Source organism: Cupriavidus sp. 01L46, assembly GCF_056399905.1.
The window spans coordinates 17,991-34,335 of record NZ_JBFTSF010000039.1; the positions used below are offsets into that span (position 1 = coordinate 17,991).

Sequence of the window (16,345 nt, forward strand, 5' to 3'; positions counted from 1 at the left end):
GTTCGCGGTTTTCCCGCCGGTACTGACCGCCGGTAACGGCCCACCTTATTTCATGACCTGGCAACGCCAGGAGCCGATCCCCGACGGATCGCTCCAGCCCGTTCCGGGTCGCCGCATCGCCACTTTGCGAGGATTCATCATGACGGCATCGTCCAAACAACAACCGACCCTTTACCTGACCGAGCTTGACGTGACCCGCCTGGAGCGCATCGCAGGCCGCGCCGGCGCCGCGCCGCTGGCCGAAATGCTCGACAGCATCCTCGAGCGCGCGGCCATCGTGCCGGCCGAGGCGATTCCCAAGGATGTGGTCACCATGAACTCCAGCCTGCTGTGCGCGCTGGAGGGCGAGGCCACGCCGCGCCGCTGGACGCTGGTCTATCCGGATACTGCCGATTTCGAGGAAGGCCGCCTGTCGGTACTGTCGCCGATCGGCCGTGTGCTGTTGGGCGCGCGCGCCGGGCAGACCGTGAGCTACCGCCTGCCGGACGGACGTGAGCAAAGCGTCACCGTGGTGGAGTTGTCTTTCCAGCCCGAAGCCAACGGCCAGTACACCGTCTAAGGCCTGGTCAAAAGCTTATCCAGCACTTTTCGGGCATTTTCAGGCCGACTCAAGGCCGATTCAGGGCACCGGCCCCGGCGCGCGCTAATCAGCGCCGCCCATCCTGCCAAACGCTAGCCCGCTAGCTGGCTGCTCGCCTGCCGACCGGCCTCAGGCCTGGGCTGGCGGGCCATCAGGCATCGCTTCGGCCACCCGCCGCGCCCCCTCGCAAGCCCTCCCGTCACGCCATCGGGCGGCCAATCCGCGCCGTTCGTCCGACGTTCCAGCGTTTCACGACTCGCAACGCACCATTCGTCGCAGTGGTATTTCTCCTTGCCCGCCAAGCCACTAATCTTCAGTCCGTGCCTGCAGCGCAACATAGATTTGCCGGGGCGGCTAGTACAGCAAATTAAAAACAAGAACGACACAATCAGTTGAAGGAGTCCCAAATGAATGCCAAACGCATCCTTGGCAGCGCTCTCGCCGTGCTGATGGTGGCCTCGTCGGCCGCGGCACTGGCAGCCCCCGCCAACAGCAAGGTCGGCAAGTTMGACGTGTACGCCGACGCGTTGCGCGCCGGCAAGTTCGATACGTTCACCGATGGCGCGAAGGCCGGCAAGTTCGATACGTTCACCGACGGCGCCAAGGCCGGCAAGTTCGACACGTTCACCGACGGTGCCAAGGCTGGCAAGTTCGACACGTTCACCGACGGCGCCCGCGGCGCTTTCCGTGGCGAGATCGCAGCCAGCTCGCTGGACAACTCGCGCGGCGGCGACGGCTCGCTGTACGGCTACCGGGTCTGAAACCGACCCCGTGTTGCCTGGCGGCCACTCTGGTGGCCGCCAGGTGACACTTTTGCTCCCCGTTTTATCTCCCACCTGCCCGGCTGACCTCCTCCTCCTTTTCTCTCCCGCCGGGTGGGTGATTTTTACCCGCCGCTCCCCGCACTAGCTGCCTTTCGTTTCTCCTCCGGCAGCCTCGCAAGATCCTCGCCCCGACTACCCCGAACTACCCGAACGCCGCTGGCCGGCACGCGCCTTGTCATTCCCGTTCGCGCCCGGCACGCCTGCGCCCGATCAGGACATAGAGCAGCGGCACCGCCAGCGAGCCGATCACGGTAGCGCCCAGCATGCCGCCCAGCACCCCGGTGCCTACCGCGCGCTGCGCGGCCGCACCCGGGCCGGTGCTGATCGCCAGCGGCACCACGCCCAGGATAAAGGCCAGCGAGGTCATCACCACCGGGCGCAGCCGCTGGCGGGCGGCCTGGCCGGCGGCTTCCAGCAGGTCCATGCCGCCGCGGCGCAACTGCTCGGCGTATTCCACCACCAGGATGGCGTTCTTGGCCGCCAGCCCCATGATCACCACGCCGCCCACCTTGAAGTAGACGTCGTTCGGCATGCCGCGCAGCCAGATCGCCACCAGCGCGCCAACGAGGCCCGCCGGCACGATCAGCAGCACTGCCAGCGGCAAGGTCCAGTTTTCATAGAGCGCCACCAGGCACAAGAAGATGAACAACATCGACAAGGCGAACAGCCACGGCGCCTGCGTGCCGCTTTGCTGCTGCTCGAAGGCGCGTCCGGTCCAGCGCACGTCGTAGGCGCCGCCCAGCTCGCGCACCCTGGCCGTGAGGCGTTCCATGGCAGTGCCGGTGCTGTGTTCCGGCGCCACTTCGGCGTTGATGCGCACCGAGGCAAGCCCGTTGAACCGCTCCAGCGTCGCTTCGCCCTTGCCCCAGGCCAGTTCGGCGAAGGCACCCAGTGACACCATGCCACCGCTGGCATTGCGCACATGCACGCGGGACAACTTGGCCGGGTCCATGCGGTAAGGCGCATCCGCTTGCAGGATCACCCGGCGGATACGGCCTTCGCGCGCCACTTCGTCGATATAGCGCGAGCCCAGCGTGGCCGACAGCGCATGGTGGATGGCCTCCGGCTCCACGCCAAAGCTGCGCGCGCGCTCATAGTCGATGTGCAGGTCCAGCGCCGGCGCCGGCTGGCCAGTGGTGGCGCGCACCTCGCCCAGCGACGGCTCATCCTTGACGGCGGCAAGCAGCTTGTCGCGCGCGGCAAACAGCGCTTCGCGCCCGGAGCCGGCCTGCGCCACCAGCCGCATGTCGAGCCCGCCGGTGCTGCCCAGCTCGGGCAAGGCCGCACCGTTATACGCGTACAGCTGCGCCTGTCCCCGCCCGGGCCACGCTTCCAGCCCGGCCTGGAGCCTGGCCAGCACGGCGTCCGCGCGTTCGTCGGCGCCGCGCTCCGACCAGTCCCGCAGCGCCAGGTACATGCTGGCGCGCTGCTCGCCGTTGCCGGAATTGCTCCAGCCCAGCACCGCGAAGGTCGAGCGCACGGGATACTTGCCTGCTTTCAGCCACGCCTCCAGCGCCGCCACGGTGGCGCGCGTCTGCGCCTGCGTGGCGCCCGCGGGCAGCTCCATATCGATCACCAGTTCGCCGGTGTCCTCCTCCGGCAGGAAGCCGGCGGGGATCTGCCACATCAGCACGCCGCCGGCCACCGCCAGCGCCAGGTAGATGCCCAGCCAGCGCAGGCGGCGCCGCTGCAGTGCCAGTACCCAGCCGGCGTAGCGCGCGGTGAGCGCCGTGAAGCCGCGCTCGAACCAGGCCAGCGGGCCGCGCTGCGGGTGCGGGGCATGGCGCAGCAGGCTGGCGCACATGGCCGGCGCCAGCGATAGCGCAAAGAACAGCGAAAAGGCGATGGAGATCGCCAGCGTGATGGCGAAGTGCCGATAGATCACGCCCACCGCACTGCCCAGGAACGCCATCGGCACGAATACCGCGCACAGCACCAGCGTGACACCTACCAGCGCGCCGGACACTTCGCGCATCGAGCGGGCCGCCGCCTCCATGGCGTCCACGCCATCTTCGCGCATGATCCGCTCGACGTTCTCCACCACCACGATGGCGTCGTCGACCAGGATGCCGATCGCCAGCACCACGCCGAACAGCGTGATCACGTTCAGAGACAGGCCGAACGCGTACAGGCAGGCCACCGTGCCAAGCAGCGAGACCGGCACCACGATCACCGGGATCAGCGTGGCGCGCAGGTTGCCGAGGAACAGGTAGAGGATCAGGAAGACCAGCGCCGTGGCTTCGCCCAGCGTGGTCAGCACGCGCCAGATCGAGCGTTCGACGAACTGCGCATTGTCGGATGAGATCTCGTAGCGCATGCCCGCGGGGAAGCCGCGCGCGGCTTCGTCGAGCGCGGCGCGCACCGCGCGCGAGGTGGCCAGCACGTTGGCGCCGTCTGCCAGCTTGAGGCCGATCGAGGCGGCCACCTGGCCGTCGTGGCGCGAGCTGTAGCGGTAGTCGCTGGCGCCCAGCTCCACCCGGGCCACGTCGCGCAGCCGTACCAGCGAGGCGTCGCCGCCGGCGCGCACGACGATCTGGCCGAAGGCCTCCGGCTCGGCGAGCGGCCGGGGCGGGCGCACCAGTGCCTGGTAGGGCTGGCCCGGCACCGCCGGCGCGCCGCCGAGCTGGCCCGGGGTGACGTCGCCGTTGCGCGCCTTGATGGCCTGCTCGACGTCCGCGGCCGTAAGGCCGTAGGCATTGAGCTTGTCGGGATCGAACCAGATGCGCAGTGCGTACTCGGCCCCGTACGGCTCGGCCTTGCCGATGCCGGGCAGGCGGCGCAGCATCGGCAGCACCGAAGCGGCGGCAAAGTCGCCAAGCGCGGTTTCGTCGAGCTGGCTGTTCTGCGACACCAGCGAGACATACATGAAGGGGCTGCTGCCGGCCTGGTCGACGAAGATGCCGCCGCGGCGCACCGCCTCCGGCAACAGCGGCTCGGCTTGCATGACGCGGTTGCGCACGTTGACCTGCGCCAGCTGCGCATCGGTGCCCTGGCGGAAGCCCAGCGTGATGGTGGCGGCGCCGCCCTCGCTGCTGGCATCCAGGTAGAGCAGCCCGGGAATGCCGTGCATCTGCTGCTCCAGCACGGCGGTCACCGCATCTTCCACGGTGCGCGCCGACGCGCCGGCATAGTCCGCGTAGACGATCACGGTGGGCGGCGCCACCGCCGGATACTGCGCGATGGGAATGCGGGTGAGGGCGATCAGGCCCGCCACCATGGTGAGGATGGCAATAACCCACGCGAACGCGGGCCGGCGAAGAAAAAAGGACGCCATGGCACATTGGATTGTTTGCGCGGGCGCGGCAGCTAGCCGCCGCGCCCGCGCGGTGGAACGGATCCGGCGCGTGGGCACCGCGAGATGCGAGCGGTGAAACGCGCCGGGCAGCGTGGCACAAACGCTGTGGGGGAAGTGTGTCTGGCCGTCGCTCTAGCGGGACGGTCGGGAGAAGCCGCGCAGCAGCGCCGCGAGCAGCACCTGCTGCCGATGCGCCAGCGGCTGCCAGTCCTCGTGGGGCAGGTGCTCGAACGTGATATCGAGCGCGGCCAGCCCGTGCACGGCAGTCCACAGCGCGTTGGCGACATCGCCGGGGTCGTACATTGAATCGATCAGCGCGGTGGCTTGCTGGTCATGCACGCAGGCCATCAGCACCGCGTTCACCGGGTCTTCCGGGAAACGCTCGCCCCAGCGCAGGTCAATCGCGCGCTCGGCGTCGGCCGGCAGGCCCATCATCATCAGCAGGTGATAGCTGTGGCGGTTGGCCAGGGCCCACGCCACATAGGCATCGAGCACGGCCGGCAACGCCAGCGCCGGTGTGCCCGCGGCGGCGCGCGCGTCGGCCAGCGCCGCCGCGAGGCGTACCCAGTCCTGCGCGCACAGCTCGAACAGCAGTGCGGTTTTGTCTTCGAAATGCCGGTAGATGGCGGCCGCGCTATAGCCGCAGCGCTCGCCGACGCGGCGCAGCGTGACGCCGCCAAATCCCGCCTCGGCAAACAATGCGCGGGCAGCATTGAAAAAGGCTTCGCGCACACTTTCGCGCCGCAGTTTGGCACCGCTGGGCCCCGCAGCGGGCGCGTCAGCTACGGCAACCGGCGTGGCGGGCACGTTCACGGGCGGGGCCGACAGGCTGGATTGCGGTGGGCGGGTGGCGGACATGGCCGCGATTATAAACGCCGCTCACTTTGTAAACAACGTTTACATGCCTAATTCAGCACAAAAAAGCCCTACCAGCGAGGAGGGCGCTGCCCCGGGGGGAGAGGGCCGGGCGCTGCGCAGTCAGCCGGATGCGTGGCTCAGAGTTGCTTGGCCGCGAAGGTGTYGCACTTGCGGATGTCGCCGCTGGTCAGGCCCTGGCGCAGCCAGCGCGTACGCTGCTCGCTGGTGCCGTGGGTGAACGCCTCCGGCACGACATAGCCCTGGGCTTGCTTTTGCAGGCGGTCGTCGCCGATGGCGGCGGCGGCCTTGAGGCCTTCTTCGATATCGCCGGGCTCCAGCAGCTGCTGGTTCATGCGCTCCGCGGTGGCAGCCCATACGCCGGCCAGGCAATCGGCCTGCAGTTCCACGCGCACCGACAGCTGGTTGGCCTGCGCCTCGCCCATGCGGCGGCGCGCGGCGTCGACCTTGCCCGACACGCCGAGCAGGTTCTGCACATGATGGCCGATCTCGTGGGCAATCACGTAGGCCTGCGCAAAATCGCCGCCGGCACCAAAGCGCTGGCGCAATTCATCGTAAAAGGCCAGGTCGATATAGACCTTCTGGTCGCCCGGGCAATAGAACGGCCCCATGGCCGACTGGCCCGTGCCGCAGGCGGTAGGCGTGACGTTCGAGAAGATCACCAGCGTGGGCGGCGCATAGCGGCGGTTGAGATCGGTCTCGAAAATATGCGACCAGGTGCGTTCGGTGTTACCGAGCACCTTGCGCACGAAGACCGTCATCTGGTCCTTGGCGGGGGGATGGCTGGGCACATGCTGCTGTTGCGGCGCTTGCTGCTGCGAGCCCTGCAGCACCGAGGCGCCCTGCATGATCACGGAGGGGTCGATGCCAAAGAAATAAGACGCCGCCAGCGCCACCAGGATGGTTCCGATGCCGAGCGTCTTGGGCCCCGCGCCAAAGCCGCCGAAACCGCCGGAGCCTTCACCCCGGCGGTCTTCTACATTCTGGCTTTCGGCTTCGTCGTCGAGACGCATGGTGGCTCCGCATTACTGGTTGATCGCCGCGGCAAAAAGGTGGCCGCAGCGTGTCAATCAGTATAGCAACGGCAATGCCGCCAGCGCATGCGTGCGGTGTATCAGGCGGTAACCGCCGGTGCCGTGCTGGCAGCCGCTTGCCCTTGCGCCTTGCCCGGCTCCGCGCCACCGATTTCGGCCACGCGCAGCAGGTTGGTGGTGCCGCCCTGGCCAAACGGCATGCCTGCCGCGATGGTGATCTGGTCGCCGGGTTCGGCATAGCCCTCCGCCAGCGCCGCGCGGGTTGCCGCATTCACCATCTCGTCCACGCTTTGCACGTCCGGGCTGACGGTGGAATGCACGCCCCACGCAAGCGCCAGCCGCCGCGCGATTTCCAGGTTCGGCGTGATGCTGACGATGGGCGCGCACGGCCGCTCGCGCGCGGCGCGCAGCGCGGTGGAGCCCGACGAGGTGTAGGTCACGGTGGCCACCGCGCCGATGATCTGCGTGACCTCTCGCAGCGCCGCGCAGATCGCATCCTGGCGGGTGGACAGCGGCGCCTCATGCCCCGCGTCCAGCAGGTTGCGGTACAGCGGATCGCGCTCGACCTCGGTGATGATGCGGTTCATGATGGCCACCGCCGGCACCGGGTGGCGGCCGTTGGCCGACTCGGCCGACAGCATCACCGCATCGGCGCCGTCATAGATGGCGCTGGCCACATCCGACGCTTCGGCGCGCGTGGGCACCGGCGAATCGATCATCGATTCCAGCATCTGCGTGGCGATGACGATGGGTTTGCCGTGCTGGCGGCAGATGCGCAAGATGCGCTTCTGCACGCCCGGCACGCGTTCCGGCGGCAGTTCCACGCCCAGGTCGCCGCGCGCCACCATCACCGCGTCGGACACGCGCACGATTTCTTCGAGCTGCTGCAGCGCGGCGGGCTTCTCGATCTTGGACAGCACGCCGGCACGAGTGCCGATGATCTCGCGCGCTTCCACGATGTCGGCCGGGCGCTGCACGAACGACAGCGCGATCCAGTCAGCGCCCAGCGCCAGTGCGAAGTCGAGGTCCTTGCGGTCCTTCTCGGTCAGGGCGGGGATCGGGATCACGGCGTCGGGCACGTTCACGCCCTTGCGGTCGGACAGCGTGCCGTGGTTGACCACGCGCGTGGCAATGCTGCCGCTGGCCACCGCCTCGATCTTCAACTGCACCTTGCCGTCGTCGATCAGCAGCGACTGGCCCGGCGCGGCCACCCGGAACAGCTCCGGATGCGGCAGGTGCACGCGGGTGGCGTCGCCTGGGCTGGGATCGCTGTCGAGCACGAACGCGTCGCCGGCCTTGACCGCCACCTTGCCCGCGGCGAAGGTGCCGATGCGCAGCTTGGGGCCTTGCAGGTCGGCCAGCACGGCGATGGGGCGGCCGGTCTCGGCCTCGACCTGGCGCACGGCATCGTAGCGGCGCTTGTGGTCGTCGTGCGAGCCGTGGCTGAAGTTCAGGCGGAATACATCCGCCCCGGCTTCGAACAACTGGCGGATCACATCGATGTCGGTGCTGGCCGGTCCGAGCGTGGCAACGATCTTGGCTTTGCGCTGGCGTCTCATTTTGTCTCCTCTTCCAATCTCGGGCGGCGCGCCGCGATGGGCGCGCCGTTGTTCAAACACGTGGCATAYCCGCTTGCTCGCCTACACAATCAGGATGGCGCGGAAATCATTCACATTGGTACGGGTCGGGCCGGTGACGATCAGGTCGTCCAGGCCGGCGAAGAAGCCGTAGCCGTCGTTGTTGCCAAGGTGCGCGCGCGCGGATAGTCCACGCGCCTCGGCACGGGTCAGCGTATCGGGGGCGAGCAACGCACCGGCGTTGTCTTCGGAACCATCGATGCCGTCGGTGTCGCAGGCAATGGCATGCACGCCCGGCAGGCCGTCCAGCGCGACCGCGAGCGCGAGCAGGAATTCGGCATTGCGCCCGCCGCGGCCGCTGCCGCGCACCGTCACCGTGGTCTCGCCGCCGGACAGGATCACGCAGGGCTTGCTGAACGGCTGGCCATGCTGTGCAACCTGCCGCGCGATGGCGGCATGCACCAGCGCCACATCGCGGGATTCGCCCTCGATGCTGTCGGACAGGATGTGGGCTTCAACGCCCAGCTCGCGCGCGCGCGCCGCCGCGGCTTCCAGCGATTGCTGCGCGGTGGCCAGCGTGACGCTGCGATGGCCGTCGAAGCGCGCATCGCCGGGCTTGGGTGTTTCGCCCGCGCCGCTCTCCAGGTGGGCACGCACATTGGCGGGCACTTCGATGCCGTACTTGGTGATCACCGCCAGCGCGTCGGCGCAGGTGGTGGCGTCGGGCAGGGTCGGGCCGCTGGCGATCAGCGTGGAATCGTCACCGGGAATATCGGAAATCAACAGGGTCTCGACGCGTGCGGGCGCACAGTGCAATGCCAGCCGGCCGCCCTTGAGCGCCGACAGGTGCTTGCGCACGCAGTTCATCTCGCCGATGTTGGCGCCGCTCTTTAGCAGGGCCTTGTTCACGGCTTGCTTGTCGGCAAGCGTGATGCCGTCGGCCGGCGCGGCCAGCAGCGCGGAGCCGCCGCCGGAGATCAGGCACAGCACCAGGTCGTCGGCGGTCAGGTCCTTGACCAGTGCCACCATGCGCTGCGCGGCGCGCTGGCCGGCTTCGTCGGGCACCGGGTGCGCGGCTTCCACCACCTCGATGCGCTGGCACGGCGCGCCATGTCCGTAGCGGGTCACAACCAGTCCGGAAATCTCGCCTTGCCAGTGCGCCTCGACAGCCTGCGCCATGGCGGCGGCGGCCTTGCCGGCACCGATCACCACCGTGCGGCCCTTGGGCGGCGTGGGCAGTTGCGGCGGCAGGCAGTGGCTGGCGCTGACGGCGGCAACCGCGGTATCGAACAGGTCGCGCAGCAGGGCGCGCGGATCGGTGAGGCCGGCAGGGCGCTGGGGCGCCAGCAGGGTAGGGTAGGAATCGGTGGCGAGCATGACGGGATCCGGAAGTGCTGCGTTCCCGGCCGCGAGCGGCCGGGAGTGATGCTGGCCTGCCGAGGCAGGCCATGATGGTGCTGCTGGCTTACTTGGCGCCGCCCTTGGCGATCTCATGGTTGGACATGATCTCGATGGCGCGGCACAGGGCAGAGTGGTCCTGCTTGCCCAGACCGTTGGCGGCGCAGGTGTTGAACAGCTCTTGCGCGGTGGCGGTGTTGGGCAGTGCCACGCCCAGCGCCTTCGCGCCTTGCAGCGCGAGGTTCAGGTCCTTCTGGTGCAGCTCGATGCGGAAGCCCGGATCGAAGGTACGCTTGACCATGCGCTCGCCGTGCACTTCCAGGATGCGCGAAGCCGCGAAGCCGCCCATCAGCGCCTGGCGCACGCGCGCCGGATCGGCGCCCGCCTTGGAGGCGAACAGCAGTGCTTCGGACACGGCCTGGATGTTCAGCGCCACGATGATCTGGTTGGCCACCTTGGTGGTCTGGCCGTCGCCGTTGCCGCCGACCAGCGTCACGTTCTTGCCCAGCAGGTCGAACAGCGGCTTGACCTCGTCGAACGATTCTTGCGGGCCGCCGACCATGATGGTCAGCGATGCGGCCTTCGCGCCCACTTCGCCGCCGGACACCGGTGCATCCAGGTAGGCCGCGCCGAGCTTGTTGACGCGCGCGGCGAAGTCCTTGGTGGCGATCGGCGAGATCGAGCTCATGTCGACCACGATCTTGCCGTGCGCGGCTTCCTTGCCGGCGCCCTTGAGCGCGGCGGCAACGCCCTTCTCGGCGAACAGCACGGCTTCCACGTGCGGAGTGTCCGGCACCATGATCACGATGATGTCCGCGCGCTTGGTCACTTCCTCGGCGCTGGTGCAGACCGTGACGCCGGCATCGACCAGCGCTTGCGGTGCGGGGTTCACGTCATGCACGAACAGCGTGTGGCCGGCCGCGCGCAGGTGGCCCGCCATCGGTGCGCCCATGATGCCCAGGCCGATAAAGCCGACGTTGCGTTGGTTTGCCATGTGATGTCTCCTTGATGGGATGTTGAAATCTGTTTTGGTGATGTTTGGAGCGTTGAACGAAGCCACCGGATGCGCCAGCGCCGCCTGCCATGACGACCGGCTGTTGCCCCCTCTCCCGCAAGCGGGCGAGGGGAGCAAACCAGCGCCGCGCGCTCGCAGCATGAACAGCAATTACTGCACGCCGTGTTCCGCGCGCCAGCCCAGGCCTTCGACGGTGGTCGTGCGCGGCTTGTACTCGCAGCCGACCCAGCCGCCATAGCCGATCTCATCCAGCCACTTGAACAGGAAGTGGTAGTTCAGCTCGCCGGTGCCCGGCTCGTTGCGCCCCGGGTTGTCGGCCAGCTGCACGTGCTTGATCTTCGGCAGCTTGGCTTTGAGCGTGGCGGCGATTTCGCCTTCCATGCGCTGCATGTGATAGATGTCGTACTGCACGTAGAGGTTGGGCGCGTTGACCTGCGCGATCAGGTCCAGCGCCTGCTGCGTGCGCGACAGGAAGAAGCCGGGGATGTCGAACGTGTTGATCGGCTCGACCAGCAGGTCGATCTGCTCGGCGGCGAGCGCACGCGACGCGAAGCGCAGGTTTTCCACCAGCGTTTCCTGTGCCTGATCCTGCTTGACGTTCTGCGGCTGGATGCCGACCAGGCAGTTCAGCTGGCGCACGCCCAACACCTTGGCGTACTTGATTGCCTCGCCCACGCCGTCCTGGAATTCGCTCACGCGGTCCGGGTGGCAGGCAATGCCGCGCTCGCCTGCTTCCCACTTGCCCGCCGGCAGGTTGTGCAGCACCAGGTCGAGCTGGAAGCGGTTGAGCCGGTCGGCGATCTGGTCGGCGTGGAAGGCGTAGGGGAAGAGGAACTCCACGCCGCGGAAGCCCGCGCGCGCGGCGGCTTCAAAGCGGTCGAGAAAGGCCACTTCGTTGAACAGCATGGTCAGGTTGGCGGCAAGTTTTGGCATGGATGTCTCCGGATGACTTGTCTTGTGATTCCGCTCGCGCGGATGCGGTGATTGGGGGGCGCGTCAACGAATACAGCGGGGATGCAGCGCTGCGCGCGGGCTCGTGGCCCGCGCTTGTCAGCCTGCTGTGCTTACGCCGTTTCCACTTCTTCCTTGAGGATGGCTTCCTCGATGTCTTCGATCGGCTCGAACTCGTTGATGTTGTCGATCTCGGTGCCCATCGCGATATTGGTCACGCGCTCCAGGATCACTTCCACCACCACCGGCACCGAGAATTCGGCCATCAGGTCGCGCGCTTCGGCAAAGGCCGGCGCGATGTCTTCCGGCTTGAACACACGGATCGCCTTGCAGCCCAGGCCTTCCACCACCTTCACGTGGTCCACGCCGTACCCGTTGAGCTCGGGCGAGTTGACGTTGTCGAAGGCCAGCTGCACGCAGTAGTCCATCTCGAAATTGCGCTGCGCCTGGCGGATCAGGCCGAGGTAGGAGTTGTTCACCACCAGGTGGATGTACGGCACCTTGAACTGCGCGGCCACGGCCAGTTCTTCGATCATGAACTGGAAGTCGTAGTCGCCAGAGATGGCCACCACGTCCGATTCCGGCGAGGCCACCTTCACGCCGATCGCGGCGGGAATGGTCCAGCCCAGCGGGCCGGCCTGGCCGCAGTTGATCCAGTGGCGCGGCTCGTTGACCGACAGGAACTGCGCGGCGGCGATCTGCGACAGGCCGATGGTGGACACGTAACGCACATCGCGCGGGAAGTACTGGTTCATCTCGCGGTACACACGCTGCGGCTTGACCGGCACGTTGTCGAAATCGCTCTTGCGCTGCATGGTGCGGCGGCGCTTTTGCACGTCCGCCACCCAGCTCTTGCGGCACGGCAGGCGGCCGGCCATCTTCATCTCGCGCGCCACTTCCACGAACTGCTCCAGCGCGGCCTTGGCGTCSGAGACGATGCCRAGGTCCGGGCCRAACACGCGGCCGATCTGGGTAGGCTCGATATCCACGTGCACGAACTTGCGGCCCTTGGTGTAGACCTCGATGCTGCCGGTGTGGCGGTTGGCCCAGCGATTGCCGATGCCAAGCACGAAGTCCGATGCCAGCATCGTGGCGTTGCCGTAGCGGTGCGACGTCTGCAGGCCAACCATGCCGGCTTGCAGCGGGTGGTCGTCGGCCAGCACGCCCCAGCCCATCAGCGTGGGGACCACCGGCACGTTGACCAGCTCGGCGAACTMAACCAGCAGCTCGGCCGCGTCGGCGTTGATCACGCCGCCGCCGCACACGATCAGCGGGCGCTCGGCCGCGTTGAGCATGGCGATGGCCTTCTCGATCTGCGGACGTGAGGCAACCGGCTTGTACGGGGCGAGCGGCTGATAGGTTTCCGGATCGAACTCGATCTCGRCGACCTGCACGTCGAACGGCAGGTCGATCAGCACCGGACCCGGGCGGCCCGAGCGCATCAGGTGGAAGGCTTGCTGGAACACTTGCGGCACCAGCGCCGRCTCGCGCACGGTCACCGCCCACTTGGTCACCGGCTTGGCGATCGATTCGATGTCGACGGCCTGGAAGTCTTCCTTGTACAGGCGCGCACGCGGCGCCTGGCCGGTGATGCAGAGGATGGGGATGGAGTCAGCCCAGGCCGAGTACAGGCCGGTGATCATGTCGGTGCCGGCGGGGCCCGAGGTGCCGATGCACACGCCGATATTACCGGCTTCGGCGCGGGTGTAGCCTTCGGCCATGTGCGAGGCGCCTTCCACGTGGCGCGCCAGGAAATGGTCGATGGTGCCGGCCCGGCGCATGGCCGAGTAGAACGGGTTGATGGCGGCGCCGGGCACGCCGAACGCGGTGGTGATACCTTCTTTTTCCAGCACGGCGATGGCCGCGTCAACTGCTCTCATCTTCGGCATGTCTGTCTCCAATCGTTGATGCGATGTTTGGTGAATGGCTATGGATGGCTGCGAATCACTGTTGGAGCCCATGCTATTCCCGCAAGCGGGTTGGGATAAAGGGAAGGGAGATCAGTTGATTCGATACTCGTGATATCGAATCAGGGTGCCCGAGGCAGAAAACACGGCCGCCCGACGCGGTCTGGCGAGTGTCATCGAACGACGTTGTGTGACGGCAACGATACGTGGGAATTTGCGGGAAAAGGCCGCCCGGCGGCCCCGGCGCGCACCCTGCGCACCGGCTAAATGGCGACAATGTACGGGTATTGCGCCAGTGCCAGTCTCAGTGCCAGGGCATGGCRCAGGAACCACCTATTGCCAACCAGACTGCCATGCTTACCAGGCTCCCTCCCACCCGCGAGCTGCTTGACGCGCTCAAGCGCAAGCCGCCCGCCGCATCCGATACCGCCGGTTCGCCCACGGCCGCCATGAACCTGATGCGGCTGCAACGGGGCCTGCTGGTGCTGTTCTGGGCTTGTTCGGTGGCTGCGCTGCTAGTGGCCGGCGCGGTGCTGTACACCAAGTACCAGATCAAGCAGACGCCAGCGCCATGGCTGGCGCGGCTGGTCTATAGGCTGCTGGGCGGCAGCGTGGCGGGACTGGCGGCGCTGCTGCTCACGCACCTGCCGGCGCTCGCGCGCAGGCTGCGCGATCCGCTCGGGGCATTGGCCGATCAGGTCGACCGGCACGATGAGGCGGAGAGCGCGCTGCTGCGCTCGCTGGCGCGCGTCCCGGCCCAGGCGCTGCGTGCCAAGGCGCGACGGGTGGACGTGCAGTTACGGATGTGGGAGGGCATGGCGAAGACGATCGGATTGCTGATCGCGGTGAGCCCGGCCGCCCTGGTGCTGGTCACGGGCCTGTTCGAGCTGCCGCGCAAAGGCGGCAGCCTGCTGCCGCTGCTGTCGCTCTACGGCCTTGTCTTCGTGTCGGGCGCGGCGCTGGCGGTCTTCCTGCAATTGCAGGTCAGCCGGCCGTTGCGCAGGCTTGCCTACGTGCTGGGCGAAGCGGCGGAGATCAGCGCGCAGTTGGGCAATAAAGCGCCGGCGCCGGCGCGGCGCGCGGCGGCACCGGAAGTGGCCGCCGCCGTACCCATTGCAGCGCCCGCATCCGCAGTCCCATCTCCGGCGCCGGTACCGCCCGAAGTCCTCCAGGCAAGCGCGCCCGGGGATGCAGCCGCCACCTCGCCAGAGGAGGATGCCGCGGCGCACGCGGACCACGCAGCAGCGGGGCCGCCCACGCTGCCTCCGCTGCCTCAGCTCGCCAGGTAAGTCTGGGCCAGCCGGACCCAGCAAGCCGCGCCCAGCGGCAGCACCTGGTCGTTGAAGTCGTAGCCCGGGTTGTGCACCATGCAGCCGCCAAACTCGCCTTCGCCGTTGCCGAGGATCAGGTAGCAGCCCGGCACCTCGTTCAGCATCCACGCAAAGTCCTCGCTGCCGTTCAGGCCCTTGGGGGCTTGCGTCACGACTTTGTCCGTGCCGACCAGTTCGGCGCAAACCTGCTGCGCCAGCGTTGTTTCGGCCACCGTGTTGACCATCGGCGGCGTGAGCTGGCGATAGTCGATGTGCGCTTCCACGCCGTGCGCCTGCGCGGTCAGGCTGACAATCTCGCGAATGCGCTGCTCCACCAGCGCGCGCGTCTCCGGGCGCGCCGCGCGCACGTTCAGGCCCAGCGTGACCGATTCCGGAATCACGTTGTGCGTGGCGCCGCCACGGATAAAGCCCACCGATAGCACGGCCGTATCGTCCGGCGCCACATTGCGCGCCACCACCGTCTGCAGCGCGGTGACGATGGCTGCCGACGCCGCGATCGGGTCGCGCGCGCGGTGCGGCATGGCGCCATGCCCGCCCACGCCCTTGATGGTCACGTCGGCCACGTCGGACGACAGGCTCACCGGGCCGGGCAGCACGCGGAAGGTGCCGGCGGGCACGCCTGGCATATTGTGCAAGGCGAACACGGCATCGCACGGGAAACGCGCGAACAGGCCATCCTCGATCATCGCGCGCGCGCCGCAGAGGTTCTCCTCGTCGGGCTGGAAGATCAGGTTGAGGGTGCCATCGAAATCGCGGCTATCCGCCAGCGCCTTGGCGGCGGCCAGCAGGATGGCAGTGTGGCCGTCGTGGCCGCACGCGTGCATCTTGCCCGGGATCTTGCTGGCATACGGCAGGCCCGTGGCCTCGACGACCGGCAACGCATCCATGTCGGCGCGAATGCCCAGGCGGCGCTTGCCGTTGCCCAGCTTCAACTGCCCCACCACGCCGCTCTTGCCGATGCCCGTGTGCACCTCGTAGCCCCAGCTCTCCAGCAAGGTGGCCACCAGCTTGCTGGTGGCGCCAACCTCGAAGCCGAGTTCAGGCTGGGCGTGGATCTGGCGGCGGATGCCGATAAAGGTCTCGGCATCGATCTGGATCGCCGGCAGCAGGTGCGGCAGCAACTGGAAGGGCGTCAGTGTCGGTTCGCGGGTCATGTATTTATCCTTTGCTGCAAATTGGCCAGCCTGGCCGGGGAGAGGAGGGAAGCGCTCAATGCGCTTGGGCGTTTTCGCGGATGGTCAGCACCGTGAGGATGGTCACCGCGCCACAGGCCATCATGTAGAAGGCAGGTGCCATCGGGTTGCCGGTCTTGGCCAGCATCCAGGTGACGATGAACTGGCAGGAGCCGCCGAACACCGTCACGCCAACCGCATAGATCACCGACAGGCCGCTGGCGCGCACACGGGCCGGCAGGAGTTCCATCATCATCAGCAGCATCGGCGTGGAACCCAGGTAGACGCTGGCGGTCAGCAGCGCGGACAGCGACAGCACCAGCGGCACGCTCGGGTAATGGGTCATCAGCCAGAACGCGGGATAGAGGCACACCAGCGTAAAGGC

General features: G+C 67.7%; 12 protein-coding genes and 1 pseudogene. 3 read left to right on the forward strand and 10 right to left on the reverse strand.

The genetic code is table 11. The features are described 5' to 3' along the window. The first annotated feature begins 139 nt into the window (after window positions 1-139). Window positions 140-559, forward strand: coding sequence for a nucleoside diphosphate kinase regulator (rnk, locus tag AC1DS3_RS09705; protein WP_043350617.1), 420 nt, complete (start codon window positions 140-142; stop codon window positions 557-559). A 428-nt stretch (window positions 560-987) separates the two neighbouring features. Continuing rightward, complete coding sequence (locus AC1DS3_RS09710; RefSeq protein ID WP_477127080.1) at window positions 988-1,341, forward strand: hypothetical protein; 354 nt, start codon at window positions 988-990, stop codon at window positions 1,339-1,341. Between the two features lie 238 nt (window positions 1,342-1,579). Here the strand turns inward: AC1DS3_RS09710 and AC1DS3_RS09715 are convergent, their stop codons facing one another. From AC1DS3_RS09715 to gcl, 8 genes are all read right to left on the reverse strand, one after another. Continuing rightward, complete coding sequence (locus AC1DS3_RS09715) at window positions 1,580-4,678, reverse strand: efflux RND transporter permease subunit (protein WP_441637388.1); 3,099 nt, start codon at window positions 4,676-4,678, stop codon at window positions 1,580-1,582. A gap of 153 nt (window positions 4,679-4,831) precedes the next feature. Next, window positions 4,832-5,557, reverse strand: coding sequence for a TetR/AcrR family transcriptional regulator (locus tag AC1DS3_RS09720; RefSeq protein ID WP_441637390.1), 726 nt, complete (start codon window positions 5,555-5,557; stop codon window positions 4,832-4,834). Between the two features lie 137 nt (window positions 5,558-5,694). Beyond that, window positions 5,695-6,588 carry a KPN_02809 family neutral zinc metallopeptidase gene (gene ypfJ, locus AC1DS3_RS09725; protein ID WP_477127081.1) on the reverse strand — a complete coding sequence of 298 codons (894 nt, stop codon included), beginning with the start codon at window positions 6,586-6,588 and terminating at the stop codon, window positions 5,695-5,697. 101 nt (window positions 6,589-6,689) lie between these two features. Then, complete coding sequence (pyk, locus tag AC1DS3_RS09730) at window positions 6,690-8,168, reverse strand: pyruvate kinase (protein ID WP_459372258.1); 1,479 nt, start codon at window positions 8,166-8,168, stop codon at window positions 6,690-6,692. An 81-nt stretch (window positions 8,169-8,249) separates the two neighbouring features. Continuing rightward, the gene (locus AC1DS3_RS09735) at window positions 8,250-9,563 is read right to left on the reverse strand and encodes a glycerate kinase type-2 family protein (protein WP_441637396.1); all 1,314 of its coding nucleotides are present in this window, start codon (window positions 9,561-9,563) and stop codon (window positions 8,250-8,252) included. Window positions 9,564-9,651: 88 nt separating this feature from the next. After that, on the reverse strand, window positions 9,652-10,578 hold the full coding sequence (gene glxR / locus AC1DS3_RS09740) for a 2-hydroxy-3-oxopropionate reductase (protein WP_441637398.1): 927 nt from the start codon (window positions 10,576-10,578) through the stop codon (window positions 9,652-9,654). A gap of 171 nt (window positions 10,579-10,749) precedes the next feature. Beyond that, complete coding sequence (gene hyi / locus AC1DS3_RS09745; protein WP_441637399.1) at window positions 10,750-11,532, reverse strand: hydroxypyruvate isomerase; 783 nt, start codon at window positions 11,530-11,532, stop codon at window positions 10,750-10,752. A gap of 131 nt (window positions 11,533-11,663) precedes the next feature. Further along, window positions 11,664-13,439 carry a glyoxylate carboligase gene (gene gcl, locus AC1DS3_RS09750; RefSeq protein WP_477127082.1) on the reverse strand — a complete coding sequence of 592 codons (1,776 nt, stop codon included), beginning with the start codon at window positions 13,437-13,439 and terminating at the stop codon, window positions 11,664-11,666. Between the two features lie 371 nt (window positions 13,440-13,810). On the opposite strand from gcl, the gene AC1DS3_RS09755 reads away from it, so the two are divergent. Then, complete coding sequence (locus tag AC1DS3_RS09755; RefSeq protein WP_441637402.1) at window positions 13,811-14,746, forward strand: hypothetical protein; 936 nt, start codon at window positions 13,811-13,813, stop codon at window positions 14,744-14,746. Here AC1DS3_RS09755 and AC1DS3_RS09760 read toward each other — a convergent pair. Beyond that, window positions 14,731-15,942: a M20 aminoacylase family protein gene (locus AC1DS3_RS09760; RefSeq protein WP_441637404.1), complete on the reverse strand. Its 1,212-nt coding sequence runs from the start codon at window positions 15,940-15,942 to the stop codon at window positions 14,731-14,733. The genes AC1DS3_RS09755 and AC1DS3_RS09760 overlap by 16 nt on opposite strands. A gap of 55 nt (window positions 15,943-15,997) precedes the next feature. Next, a pseudogene (locus AC1DS3_RS09765) lies at window positions 15,998-16,345 on the reverse strand (MFS transporter); the annotation flags it as partial.

Bases quoted from the DNA above. Each gene is read 5' to 3' on its own strand.
- rnk (WP_043350617.1), top strand. From the start codon at position 140: ATGACGGCATCGTCCAAACAACAACCGACCCTTTACCTGACCGAGCTT.
- AC1DS3_RS09715 (WP_441637388.1), bottom strand. From the start codon at position 4,678: ATGGCGTCCTTTTTTCTTCGCCGGCCCGCGTTCGCGTGGGTTATTGCC.
- AC1DS3_RS09720 (WP_441637390.1), bottom strand. From the start codon at position 5,557: ATGTCCGCCACCCGCCCACCGCAATCCAGCCTGTCGGCCCCGCCCGTG.
- pyk (WP_459372258.1), bottom strand. From the start codon at position 8,168: ATGAGACGCCAGCGCAAAGCCAAGATCGTTGCCACGCTCGGACCGGCC.
- AC1DS3_RS09735 (WP_441637396.1), bottom strand. From the start codon at position 9,563: ATGCTCGCCACCGATTCCTACCCTACCCTGCTGGCGCCCCAGCGCCCT.
- glxR (WP_441637398.1), bottom strand. From the start codon at position 10,578: ATGGCAAACCAACGCAACGTCGGCTTTATCGGCCTGGGCATCATGGGC.
- hyi (WP_441637399.1), bottom strand. From the start codon at position 11,532: ATGCCAAAACTTGCCGCCAACCTGACCATGCTGTTCAACGAAGTGGCC.
- AC1DS3_RS09755 (WP_441637402.1), top strand. From the start codon at position 13,811: ATGCTTACCAGGCTCCCTCCCACCCGCGAGCTGCTTGACGCGCTCAAG.
- AC1DS3_RS09760 (WP_441637404.1), bottom strand. From the start codon at position 15,942: ATGACCCGCGAACCGACACTGACGCCCTTCCAGTTGCTGCCGCACCTG.